The organism is Streptomyces sp. NPDC001568, assembly GCF_042893755.1.
In the GTDB taxonomy this organism is placed as follows: domain Bacteria; phylum Actinomycetota; class Actinomycetes; order Streptomycetales; family Streptomycetaceae; genus Streptomyces.
The window spans coordinates 101,635-113,755 of record NZ_JBIAVF010000003.1 but is presented as its reverse complement, the minus strand read 5'-3'; the positions used below and the strand labels follow the sequence as shown (position 1 = coordinate 113,755).

Here is a 12,121-nt window from a genome sequence, read left to right as displayed (position 1 = left end):
ACGGACGGCGCGCGGCGGATTCGATGACGATTCCGCCGCGCGCCTTCATCCGATGTACGGGCTTCGGGCAGCCTGTCGCCTAGCCCTCGTGGCCCGCGGGCTTGTTGCCGTAGCCGTAGTGGTCGCCGGGCTTCCCGCCGTGGTCGTGGCCGTGGTCCGGCTTACCGGGTCCCCCCTCGTGCCCGTGGTCCGGGCCGCCGTGGTCCGGGCCGCCGTGCTGCGGTCCGCCGTGCTCCAGGCCGTGGTGGTCCGGGCCGTGGTGGTCCGGGCCGCCGTTGCCGGGCCCGCCGTGGTCCGGTCCGCCGGGCCCGCCGCCGTTCCCGCCGGTGACGTTCCCACCGATGGTGTTCCCGGCCGTGTTGCCCGCGGTGTTCCCGGAGGTGTTGCCGGCGATGTTCCCCGAGGTGCCGCCGGACACGAGGTCGACGATCGGTCCGCCCAGGAGGCCACCACCGATGAGACCCACGGTCGTGCCGGTCGTCGTGCCGGCGGTCGGCGTGCCGGCGGTCGTTCCGGTGGTGGTGCCGGTGGTGGTGCCGGTGGTCGTTCCCGTGGTGGTGCCCGTGGTGGTGCCCGTGGTGGTGCCGGTCGTCGTGCCGGTCGTCGTGCCGCCGGTGGCGCACCCGCCGAGGAAGATCCTGTTGTTGTTGAGCGTCACTTCGCCGTTACGCGCCAGTGCCCGGCCCTCGATGTTCGCCCCCTGGTTCACGAAGATCGAGGTCAGAGCCATGATGGTGCCCACGAAAGTGGATGTGGTGCCGAGGGTCGCCGAACTCCCGATCTGCCAGTACACGTTGCACGGCGAAGCGCCGTTCGTGAGGAGGATCCGGCTGCTGGACGCCGTGGTCAGGGCTTCGGGAATCTGGAACACCCAGACCGAGTTGGGGTTCCCCCCGGCGTTCAGGACCAGGTCGCCCGTGAGTCCGACACCCGATGTGGCCCTGTGCACGCCGGGAAGCAGTTCCTGGCCCCCGCCGATTCCCGCCGCGAGCGGGAAGTCCGGTGCCTGCCCGCCCAACTGGCCGGCCGCCTGGTTGTAGGCCACGACCAGATCGCTCTTGGCCTGAGCGGCCGCGGCGTCCGCGGGGTGCACCGCGCCGAGCACCAGTCCCGGCGGGAACCCGGTGATGGCCGGGTTCGGGTGCGTTCCGAGGTCGTGGTCGAGCACCGAGTTGCCGGTGTTCGTGACTCCCTGACCGGACAGGACGGAATAGCCGGCGGTGGTACCCAGCGGTACGGGAATCGCGATGGCCATGGCCTGCGTCGGCAACCCGGCGACCATGACAGCGGCAACCGTTACGGCGACGGCCGAGGACACCCAGCCGGACAGAGTGCGGCGCTGAGCCGCTTGGATTTTCAGCTTCATCAAGAGGCCATTTCCTGTGGGGGCGTGGCGTACCGGGCGGAACCGTTCGCTCGGAGGCCCTGGTGTGTCGCTGCCGCATATTACGCAGGAAATTTCACGCACCAATGATGAGCGAGGTGCGGAGGGGGGATTAATACAAACACATTCCACGGGGGAAATAGCGCTGAAAATAATCAGACTCACATTGTCGATCATCCGACGTTCCCCCCGAATGGACAGGGCTCGAATAACCCACAAGGGGCACCACCGCACACCTGCCCGCATGGATCCCACCGCAGCGCGCGGAGCCGTACCGCCAGTCAGGCGATCTCGGGAACCCGCGGGGGCGGGCGTGGCGGCCGGCTCGTGTCCGATCGCCGGGCCCGGCGCCCCACCGTCCACATCCTGTGCACGGAAGACGCGAGGAACGGAACCCGGCCCGGTCGGCACCTGCCCGGCATGATCGGGAGCTCGTCACGGCCGACCCCGGTACGCCCGGTCGGGGCCGACCCGTCGCGCGCGACCACGGCCCGATGGTGACGACGGAAGCCGGACGCTGCCGCGAACCCCGGGGCGCGGCCCGCCGACATCGGCGGGCACCCCCACCTCAGGCCGAGGGCGAGGCCGACGGGTCGGACGATGCGGCGGCGCGGCGGTATTCGGCGTTGATGCGCTGCGCCTCTTCGAGCTGGTCCTCGAGGATGACGATCCGGCAGGCCGCCTCGATGGGGGTGCCCTGGTCGACGAGTTCGCGGGCGCGCGCCGCGATGCGCAGCTGGTAGCGGGAGTAGCGGCGGTGGCCGCCCTCGGAGCGGAGCGGGGTGATCAGGCGGGCCTCTCCGATGGCGCGGAGGAAGCCCTGGGTGGTGCCGAGCATGTCCGCGGCCCGGCCCATGGTGTAAGCGGGGTAATCGTCGTCGTCGAGACGGCCGAACGAAGCGTCTGCTGTCACTGAACCTCTTTCATGGAACGCGTGGAGGGGCCCTGGTGCCATTGGCACCAGGGCCCCGAAGGAACTACTACACCATCTGCCGGCCCTGGTCCTGCGCCGGCCTCCTGTTTCCGTCGACCCGACCGAGATGCTGTCGGGAACGCGGGGATCGCGGTTGCTTGACCGGAGACCACCTCACTATCGATGTCCTGCGGTACCCGGGCTCCGACATCCGCCCGGGCGATCCTGATGGTGCTCGGCTCCTCCGTTCTTCCCTCGGTGATCAACTACTTTTCGCACGTGTACCGCGACTGCCGGTACCGCTTACTGCTCCTACCGCGAATTGCTCAGCGGCCCGTGTCGGCGCCACTCTTCGGCAGCCGGCCCCGTTGCCCGTCCTGCGTCTGCTCTGGCTTGGAACCCCACTGCCGAACCTCCCGGTGCGCGCGTCCGCAGCCGACGCCTTCACCGAGGTGCTGCTCACTGCCCTCACTGCTGGGTACTGCCACTGCTGGGTACTGCTCACGGCGGCCCCTCATCAATGCGGGCCACCCGGTCCGGTCGTCAGCCCCGTCGCCTTCCTGCAACAACCCTGGCTCCGGAACTCCACCACCGCACCGTGATGCGGACTGCAACTGCGGTACTGCTCCCGGCAGTTCGTCTCTGCCGGGCCCTTCTGTCTCTCTGGGCTACGAGAGAAACCATAGCCACGTCACCACTCAATGTCTACTCCGGCCGGCATAGATTTTTGGGCCTCTATGAGGGAGGTAGGTTTTTCCGGTCGGCCCAGGATGTGTAGACCAGTCGTCGTCGCAGGTCAGCGGCCCGGGAGGAGCACGGATACTCCTCCGGCCCGGGCGCGCGGCGCCCGCGCACCCCTGATCCGTACGGCGGTACCGGGGGTGGATCCGATCGGGCCGCACCGACAGGACGACCGGCGCATAAAATGGGCTCTCATGTCGAAGCCTGACGAGCTGCTCGTGGACGTTGCCACCTTGGTGGAGTCCGGGCAGAGCAATCAGATGTCCCTGACCGTGGTCACCGGTGGCGCTGTCATCACCGGTCGACTCGCACCCGAAGCCGTGTGGAGGCAGCGGGTGTCGGAGGTCCTGACCGATTCCGCCCACCTGGGCGATTTCGCCGCCATCTTCACCGCCACGACACCCCAGGAGGGGCCACCCACCCATCTGCACTTCCACGTGGCCCGCATCCTCCAGGGCACGGTGGGGATCCCGGAGACGGGTGGGATGTACCGCGTCTCGATCGCGGACATCAGCGCCTGGACCATGGGCGACTTCAGCTACTCCAACCACTGACCAACCACTGACCCGCCCTCGCGCGAGGAGCCCCCGGATACGCGGGAGGGCCCGACCGGCGCGTGCCGGTCGGGCCCTCCTCACCGGGTGTCGGCCCGCGCCGGCCTTGTCCGTCAGACGATCGCCGGGACACCGAGCATGTCGGAAGCCTGCTGGAGCGGGCTGAGGACGCGCGTGGGGACGGCGGCCCGGGGCAGCACGCGGCAGGTGAACCCCAGCTGGGTCATGGCCCGGAGTACCTCACCGGCGCTGAAGTCACGTCGGTCCTGGCGGGTGATGACCTGACCGACCTGCTTGACCGGGTAGGTGCGGCGGCCGATGATCACGGACTCGCCGACGACCTGCTCGGGCTTGACGCCCCTCATCGACTCCAGGACACCGCTCTTGGTCAGGTCGAACGGGAAACGGGCGATGACGCAGCGCATGGTGCCTCACAGAGTGAAGAGGGGAACGGTCCGACCACGGTCAGGTGGTTGGTTCAGCGGGCGAGGGCGAGGTCGCCCGGCGCGCCGCCCTGGTCATCGACGCCGGGCAGGGCGGTGAGCCCGTGGTGGCGCACCGCGGGTTCGGCCCCGGCCGTCGTGGTCACGGGCGGGGTGACCGGAACGCGCTCGCCGAGGACGTCGCGCAGCCGGACCCGGTCGGTGTACGCGGCGCCGTCGCGGACGGCGGTGAGCCGGTCCCGGGTGATCAGCCCGGTGCACAGGCCGTCCTCGTCGCAGACCAGCAGGTGGTCGGAGCGGGCGCCGGCCAGGACGGCCAGGGCCACCTCGACCGTCATGTCGTCGCAGACCTGCGGGCCGGCCGCTTCCACCGCGTCGTCCGCCGTCCGGGGCGTGAGGTCGGCGTGCGCGGAACGGGGCTGCATCCGGACCAGCGTCAAAACGTGCCTCCTGCAGAGATGGGTCAGTTTCCGGATCACCTGTGTTCAGGCCGCCGCATCGAAGGCGGACCGCCGCACGCCCGCCCGCCGGCCCGCCGAAGCGGGCCTGCGCCGACCACGGGAGGACGCGCCGCGCTCGGGCCGCTCGGAGACCGGCGCGGTGATGGTGACGGGGATGCCGGAGGGTGCCTGGGCGCCGGTGATCCGGTTCAGTGCCTCTTCCCCGGAGCGGACCTGGGTGGTCTGCGGGGTGATGCCGGCGGCCTGCATGAGGCGCGTCATGTCGCGGCGCTGGTGGGGGGTGACGAGGGTGACGACGCTGCCGGACTCGCCGGCGCGGGCGGTGCGACCGCCGCGGTGGAGATAGTCCTTGGGGTCGGTCGGCGGGTCGACGTTCACGACGAGGTCCAGGTGGTCGACGTGGATGCCGCGCGCCGCCACGTTCGTCGCGACCAGCACGCTCACGTGGCCGGTCTTGAACCGGGCGAGGGTACGGGTGCGCTGCGGCTGCGACTTCCCTCCGTGCAGCGCGGCGGCGCGGACACCGCTGTTCAGCAGCTCCTGGGTCAGCCGGTCGACGGCGTGCTTGGTGTCCAGGAACATGATCACCCGGCCCTCGCGCGCCGCGATCTCCGTCGTCGTCCGGTGCTTGTCGGCGCCGTGGACGTGCAACACGTGGTGTTCCATCGTCGTCACCGCACCGGCCGAGGGGTCCACCGAGTGCACGACCGGATCGGTCAGGTAGCGGCGGACCAACAGGTCGACGTTGCGGTCGAGGGTGGCGGAGAACAGCATCCGCTGCCCCTCGGGACGCACCTGGTCCAGGAGGGCGGTGACCTGCGGCATGAAGCCCATGTCGGCCATCTGGTCGGCCTCGTCGAGGACGGTGATCGCTACCTGGTCCAGACGGCAGTCGCCCCGGTCGATGAGGTCCTGCAACCGGCCGGGCGTGGCCACGACGACCTCCGCGCCCGCGCGCAGCGCTCCGGCCTGCCGGCCGATCGGCATGCCGCCGACGACCGTGGTCAGGCGCAGCTTCACGGCGCGGGCGTACGGCGTGAGGGCGTCGGTGACCTGCTGGGCGAGTTCGCGGGTCGGTACGAGGACCAGCGCGAGCGGCTGGTGCGGCTCGGCGCGCAGGCCGGCGGTACGGGCCAGCAGCGCGAGACCGAAGGCGAGCGTCTTGCCGGAGCCGGTGCGCCCGCGGCCGAGCACGTCACGGCCGGCGAGGGTGTTCGGCAGGGTGGCGCCCTGGATCGGGAAGGGCACGGCCACGCCCTGCGCGCCGAGGGCGGCCAGCAGCTCGGCCGGCACGTCGAGATCGGCGAACGCCTCCACGGCGGGCAGCGCGGGGGTCATCGTCCTCGGCAGGGCGAACTCGCCCTGAACCGCGGCGGGCCGACGACCGTAGCCACCGGAACGGCTCGGACCTGCGGTACGGCTCGGACCTCCGGAACGACCCGGGGTCGACGGGACGGAGCGGTTGTTCGTACGGGTGCGGTTCATTCAGAACCTTCCTTGATGTGGCGCGTATCAAGGAATTCCCGCAGCGAAAGCGCAGCGCAGGGAATCACGAGAACGGGCCGAATGGAATGCCGAAGCGTCTCCGGCCCGCAGGGATTCCGTGCGGGGCGGGTTCAGGCGCAGGCGATGAGATGGGGGGCGTCATGTGGACGCGAATCAAAACAAACCGAGCGGGCGCAGACCCGGTGGGTACGACCCCGAATGCCGAGTCCCGCAGGCGACATCACTGCGGGAAATGTGTGCAGCTGGGGCCCGCACCCCGAGGGATGCGGGCCCCAGCTACGGAATGTGCGTCAGCGTCAGGCGGGAACGATGTTCTCGGCCGTCTGGCCCTTCTGGCCCTGCGCGATGTCGAAGGTGACCTTCTGGCCCTCTTGCAGCTCGCGGAATCCTTGGGCGGCGATGTTCGAGAAGTGGGCGAAGACGTCGTCCCCGCCGCCCTCCTGCTCGATGAAGCCGAAACCCTTTGCCGCGTTGAACCACTTGACGGTGCCGGATGCCATGTCGATCTCCTTTGGGGCAGTGGACCGGCATCCGCACTGTGCGGACACCGTGTCGCCGCGATGATGCCCCGCCGGAAGTGACCGGAAATATGAAGCGCTCGAATTGTGGCGCGAAGGCCGACAGGAGCGCTTTAAGTTTTTGGGTACCAAAACTGCAACCGAGATCGACACTAGCATGGTGGGGCGGTTTTTGCGGGCGAAATACCCGGCCGAGTGCGGTGCGGTAAAAACTCTCCGCGCGGGGCCCATTGAACTCTCCGACCGCGGTGACAGATATTGATTCCCCCCGAGCGCAGCGTTTCGATAACAGTGCGTCCGTAGGCTGACCTGTGTGAATCATCCCCGCCGAGCGTCTTCCGGAGCCCCTGCCCGCTCCGGTTCTGACCGCTGTTGACCGCTCCTGGGGGCACGGTGGGGGCACGGTGGGGGCACTTTCCCCTGATGGTGGCCAGGAGCGGGCCGGGTCGCCCGGCGGGTCGGCCCGGCCCGGACGCACCTGCCGGAACCTGGTCCGCGCCAGTGCCTGTCATCCGTGGTCGGTCGTCATCCGCACCGTCAACTGCCCGTCATTACCCCTGAGGTAATCGTTTTCGCCGGCGCCCTTGAAGAAGCTTGATCCATCGAAGCGATCAAGCGATCAAGCGATCACGAACGGGGAACGACATGAACATGCGGAGGTACACGCGCACCGGAGTGTTCGCGGCGGCCACTCTCCTCGCAGGCCTCACCGTCGGTGCCGCGCCGGCCACCGCCACCGCCGAGGGCGGCGAGTGCGCCGAGGTCCGCGAGAAGGTGGACCGGCTCGAAGGGCGGATCACCCCGAACGCCTGCGCCTTCATGAAGCGGCAGATCGTCTTCGGCGAGGCCCCCAGCCTCCGGACCTACCTGGACATCTTCGACGAGGAGGCCAGCCTCTGGGAGGCCGGCGGCAAGCCCCAGCGCGGCCACGAAGTGATCGGCGCCTCGATCAGCAACTCACTCCGCCTCGTGCCGGACCTCCGCTACCGCGGCACGAACGTGGTCGCCGACGGCGCCGTGATGATGTTCGGCCAGCAGAACACGGTCACCCTCAAGGGCCACAAGGTCAGCTACCCGCAGATCGCCCGCAACGTCCTCGGCGATGACGGCAAGACCATCCAGGCCCGCCGCTACTACGACCGCTACGAGCTGTTCCAGGTCCTGCCCGAGTCCCAGCGGCCCCGCCCCCTCTTCGCCGGCATCGCCGACCCGGCCGGCCCCGGCCCGCGCGGAGCGGCCCCCGACCGGTTCCACGCCCAGGAGATCCCCGCCCGCCTCGCCGCCTGGAACAGCGGGGACGCCGCCGCGCTGGCCGCCCGTACCGGCAACGCCAAGCTGGCCGGGCCCGGCCTGGACCGGTCGCTGACCACCCAGGGGGGCAAGACCGCCTACCTGCAGCGGCTGTTCGAGAACGCCGACGTCCGGTTCAAGGCGGGCCAGGTCGCCTTCGGCCGCACCACCACCTACATCGAGTGGCACGGCACGATGACCGACCCCAACGCCACCGACCCCAAGCGCACCGACATCCCCTTCGGGATCGTCGAGCGCATCGGCCCGAAGGGCGAGTGGGAGCTCTACTTCGACACCCTGCCGGTGATCGCGGACGAGGACGAGATCCGCGGCCTGTTCAAGGCGCTCGCGAGCTAGGTGCCGGTGCGGTCGTGCCCCGGCCGCTCCCCGAGCCGGCCTCCGGCCCGCCGGAACAACGTCGGGGTGGGCGCCATCGGTGCCGCCCTCCCGGTGGAGGCTGTTCAGGACATGCCGCTCGACGCGCGGACGCCCTCCCCCGCGAAGCCCGCAGCGACTCGGCGAGCAATCCGGACCGCCATCAGGGCAGTTATGGCACGCGAAGGGCACGCGGGCCGGGAGGGGCCCGGACAACGAAGAAGGCCCAGGTCGATGACCTGGGCCTTCTTGCAAGAGCGGATGACGGGAATCGAACCCGCGCCATAAGCTTGGGAATCACTCGGCACTTGGGCGCTCGGATGGCCTCTGACCTGTGGAAACCTCCATGGAGGGTCCGGCCTTGACTGTTTTGTCAGACACCTTGCTGACCGCTGTTTACCGCCGCTACTGGCACGTTGTGGCACGGCCTCTGGGCCGGTAGTCGCGGCGATGGGTACTGATGAGCCGGCTGCTCAAGCCGGTGGGCCCCACCCCCGTCGGCGTGGGCGGCGGCAAGGGCATCGCCCTGTTCGTCATCGCCTCTTGCAAGTTGATGGTCGTCCTCGACAACACCATCGTCAACATCGCGCTTCCGCACATCCAGAGTGCCCTCGACTTCTCCACCACCAGCCCTGTCCTGGGTGGTCAACGCCTACACGCTGGCCTTCGGCGGCCTGCTGCTCCTCGGCGGCCGGGCGGGCGACATCCTCGGCAGGAGCCGGGTTCTCATCTTCGGCGTGCTGCTCTTCGGACTCGCCTTGCCGCTTTGCGGGTTCGTGCAGGCGTTCTGGCAACTCCTAGCGGTCCGCGCCCTCCAGGACGCCGACAGCGTGATCTCCTCGCCGACCGCGCTCCCCCTGATCACCACCATCTTCGAGGAGGGGCCCGAACGCAACCAGGCCTTCGGCGTGTTCGCGGGAGCGTCGGCGGACGGCGGGGCGATCGGCCTGCTGGCGGGCGGAGTGCTCTTCGAATGGCTCGACTGGCGCTGGATCCTCTTCGTGAACGTGCCGATCGCCCTGATGATCCCGCCCCTAACTTCCGCCATGTCAAGAATTCGGAACGTCACCCCGGCCACTTCGACCTGGCGGGCGCGCTCATGTCGACCCTCGGCATGGTGGCGCTGGTGTACGGCTTCATCCGCGCGGCGCAGGAGGGATGGAGCGATCCGTACACGATCGCCTCGTTCTGCGCTGCGGTCGTCCTGCTGGCCACGTACGTCCTGGTGGAACGCCGCTCCCGACAGCCGATCACCCCCTCCACATGCCTGCCGACCGGAACAGGGCGGGCATGTACGGCATCATGCTCTGCCTGGCGGCGGCGATCTTCGGCAGGTTCTTCTTCCTGACGCTCTTCGTGCAGCAGATGCTGGGCTTCAGCCCACTGGAGGCGGGCCTCGCCTTCCTGCCGGTCAGTGCGGTGATCGCAGTGGTGGTCGGCCTTACCTCCCAACTCCTGCCGAAGTAGGGCCCGAAGCCCTTCATGGTCCTGGGCTCACTCTGCCTGGCCCTGGCGGACGTCCACTCCACCTACGCGGGCTCGACCCTCGGCCCGATGCTGGTGTTCAGCGCGGGTACGGGCATGATGTTCGTCTCGCTGGCCCTCTCGCCGACGTGCGGCCCGCCGAGTCCGGCGCGGCCCGTCCTCCTCGACGCCACCCAGCAGGTCGGCGGCTCGCTGGGCCTCTCCATCCTGGTGACCGTCTTCGGTACCGCCAGTCGCAACGAGGTCGACCAGGAGATCCCGGCCTTCCTCGCCCGGGCGGGCCCGGCCGAGAAGGCCCTCTTCGCCCGCACCGACGGGCTCCCGCCCGCCTGTGGCAACCAGATCCTCACCTCCGGCGTCTCGGCTGGCTTCATCGTCTCCGCCGCCTCGCCGTGATCGTCTTTCTGGTCGCCCTCTTCGCCATCCAGGTCCGCCCCTCCGACATGGAACGGCTCAGGGGTGGCGGGATGATGCCGGGCGGCTAAACAGAAAAAATTCGGCCGTTCTATTTGTGACGCGCGCGCCGAATTGTGAATCCCATGTCTATCCGAAGTTTTTCTCCTCTAGCTTGACCGCATGAGCGAAGATGATTCCCTTCCGTCAGCTCCTCTGTGTGCTCTGGTGCCGGACGAGGAGTGGGCACGACTGACGCGGTATCCGGAGCAGACCTACCTCGCGGGCCGCGCCCTGTTGCGGCAGGGGGACCGGGGGACGCATGTGCTTGCTCTGGTGGACGGGCTGGTGAAGGTCGTCAGGACCGAGCCCGACGGGCGGCAGCGACTGCTCGGTTTCCGGGGGCGGGGCGAGATCCTGGGAGAGATGGCTCTTCAGCCCGAAAGTGTCCGGATGGCCGATGTGTGGGCGCTGAGGAAAAGCAGGGCATGCATTGTGCCCGCACAGGATTTCCATCGCTTCGTCCAAGAGGCCAAGCTCGCCCGCCCTATTTTTGAATTAGCCTGGAATCGTATGCGCGAACAGGCCGAGCTGTGCGAGGGGGCTGTTCATGAACGTCTCGCCCTGGCCCTGCTCCGCCTGGTCACGGCAGCCGGTGAAGGGAAGCAAGGGAAGCACTGCTTCTCCCTCACCAGGGAGGAGCTGGCCCAGCACATCGATGTGGGCCGCAAAGCCGTCAGCAAGGCGCTGGAGCGGCTCGGCCCCGACTGCGTGAGCGTGGGAAACCGCCGGATCGAGGTTGTCAGCGTGGAGGGCCTGCGCAAGGTGGCCGGCGGCCACGCGGCCGGCTGACACCCCCGTCGGGGATGTGGTCCTCATCACTCCCTATCGGGTCCTGCGGAACGGAACGGCTCCCCGCCCGCTGTGAAGCTCGACGTCACGCGACAGCGTTCCCGCCCGGCCCGAGAGCGGCCGGGCGGGCTTCACGGAGGAGTGACATGCCCGAGTTCAGCAGCGCCCTGCCCCAGCGGATCACCGCCCCGTACACCCACAGCAGGCCGCTGCCTCCCTACCGGGGCATTCTGGCCGTCGACGCGAAGGACTTCACGGGCCGCCCGGCGATCGAGCACGAGGCCGTCAGCCGGGTCGTCCCCGAACTCCTGAAGACCGCGCTCCACAGGACCGACCTCGGAGACCTGTGGGAGGACCGTACGTTCCCGGCCACCACCGGGGACGGCTATGTCTTCGGGTTCGACCCGGCACGCATGCCCTTCGTCATCCACCCCCTGCTGCTCGCCCTCCAGGAGGTCCTGACCGACTTCAACGTCCTCTCCCACGGGGCGGTGCCGATCAGGCTCCGCGTCAGTCTGCACGTCGGCCCGCTGCCGGAGACCGGGGACGAGTTCGGCGGCAACGGCACAGCGCGCAACGACACCCACCGGCTGCTCGACTCGCGCCCCGTCAAGGCCGTGCTCACCTCCCACAACGAGAACATCACCCACGTCGCGGCCATCCTCTCCGAGCGGTGCTACGAGGACGCGGTCGCCGGCGGGTACACCGGGCGCCACCCCGACCACTTCGTGGAGGTGGCCGCGACGGTCGAGGGCAAGTCGTTCTCCCGACGGGCATGGCTCTACGTCCCCCAGGCCTCCGGCCCTCTCTACGAGGGGACCCTCGTCGAGGGCGCCGCTCCGGAGCCCGTGCAGGAGCCCTCCCCGCAGTCCGCCGACTTGTCCGGCGACGACACGACGGCCCGCGGCACGGATGCCATCGCCGCCCCCCGCGGCAACATCAACACCGGCACCGTCCACGGCGGTCAGAGCGTGAGCAACCATCACGTGGCCGGTGACCATGTGGCGGGCGACCGGATCGCCGGTGATTACGTGGAGGGCCACAAGATCGGCAAGATCCGCCGCTTCCAGGGCGACCAGGTCCGCGGCGACAAGCGCCAGGGGCGCAAGTGACGGGGGACGGGAGGGTGGGGGCGGCCGGGCTGCCCGGCCCCGGACCCCTGCCCGAGGAAGGGGCTCCGCGATCCGAAGCGGACTACGACATCAC

10 protein-coding genes and 1 pseudogene are annotated in these 12,121 nt (G+C 69.4%); 5 read left to right on the top strand and 6 right to left on the bottom strand.

What is annotated here, in order from left to right:
* Window positions 1–79: 79 nt before the first annotated feature.
* Entirely contained in the window at window positions 80–1,366 is a 1,287-nt protein-coding gene (locus ACFY0I_RS06305) for an ice-binding family protein (protein WP_388890938.1), read from the bottom strand.
* A gap of 586 nt (window positions 1,367–1,952) precedes the next feature.
* Window positions 1,953–2,297, bottom strand: a complete 345-nt coding sequence (locus ACFY0I_RS06300) for a MerR family transcriptional regulator (RefSeq protein WP_388890935.1) — start codon at window positions 2,295–2,297, stop codon at window positions 1,953–1,955.
* A 935-nt stretch (window positions 2,298–3,232) separates the two neighbouring features.
* On the opposite strand from ACFY0I_RS06300, the gene ACFY0I_RS06295 reads away from it, so the two are divergent.
* Window positions 3,233–3,592 carry a hypothetical protein gene (locus ACFY0I_RS06295; protein ID WP_388890933.1) on the top strand — a complete coding sequence of 120 codons (360 nt, stop codon included), beginning with the start codon at window positions 3,233–3,235 and terminating at the stop codon, window positions 3,590–3,592.
* A 113-nt stretch (window positions 3,593–3,705) separates the two neighbouring features.
* Here ACFY0I_RS06295 and ACFY0I_RS06290 read toward each other — a convergent pair whose 3' ends face one another.
* The 4 genes from ACFY0I_RS06290 to ACFY0I_RS06275 all read right to left on the bottom strand — a co-directional run bounded on the left by ACFY0I_RS06290 (window position 3,706) and on the right by ACFY0I_RS06275 (window position 6,502).
* Window positions 3,706–4,017 carry an SCO5918 family protein gene (locus ACFY0I_RS06290; protein ID WP_388890930.1) on the bottom strand — a complete coding sequence of 104 codons (312 nt, stop codon included), beginning with the start codon at window positions 4,015–4,017 and terminating at the stop codon, window positions 3,706–3,708.
* Window positions 4,018–4,070: 53 nt separating this feature from the next.
* Entirely contained in the window at window positions 4,071–4,475 is a 405-nt protein-coding gene (locus ACFY0I_RS06285; protein ID WP_388890927.1) for a hypothetical protein, read from the bottom strand.
* 45 nt (window positions 4,476–4,520) lie between these two features.
* Window positions 4,521–5,981, bottom strand: coding sequence for a DEAD/DEAH box helicase (locus tag ACFY0I_RS06280; RefSeq protein ID WP_388890924.1), 1,461 nt, complete (start codon window positions 5,979–5,981; stop codon window positions 4,521–4,523).
* Window positions 5,982–6,298: 317 nt separating this feature from the next.
* On the bottom strand, window positions 6,299–6,502 hold the full coding sequence (locus ACFY0I_RS06275; RefSeq protein WP_388890922.1) for a cold-shock protein: 204 nt from the start codon (window positions 6,500–6,502) through the stop codon (window positions 6,299–6,301).
* A gap of 663 nt (window positions 6,503–7,165) precedes the next feature.
* On the opposite strand from ACFY0I_RS06275, the gene ACFY0I_RS06270 reads away from it, so the two are divergent.
* The 4 genes and pseudogenes from ACFY0I_RS06270 to ACFY0I_RS06255 all read left to right on the top strand — a co-directional run bounded on the left by ACFY0I_RS06270 (window position 7,166) and on the right by ACFY0I_RS06255 (window position 12,027).
* Window positions 7,166–8,167 carry a hypothetical protein gene (locus ACFY0I_RS06270; protein ID WP_388890920.1) on the top strand — a complete coding sequence of 334 codons (1,002 nt, stop codon included), beginning with the start codon at window positions 7,166–7,168 and terminating at the stop codon, window positions 8,165–8,167.
* A 478-nt stretch (window positions 8,168–8,645) separates the two neighbouring features.
* Window positions 8,646–10,155 (top strand): annotated as a pseudogene (locus tag ACFY0I_RS06265) (MFS transporter).
* A 91-nt stretch (window positions 10,156–10,246) separates the two neighbouring features.
* Entirely contained in the window at window positions 10,247–10,915 is a 669-nt protein-coding gene (locus tag ACFY0I_RS06260; RefSeq protein WP_388890917.1) for a Crp/Fnr family transcriptional regulator, read from the top strand.
* Window positions 10,916–11,061: 146 nt separating this feature from the next.
* Complete coding sequence (locus tag ACFY0I_RS06255; protein WP_388890914.1) at window positions 11,062–12,027, top strand: hypothetical protein; 966 nt, start codon at window positions 11,062–11,064, stop codon at window positions 12,025–12,027.
* Window positions 12,028–12,121 lie beyond the last annotated feature (94 nt).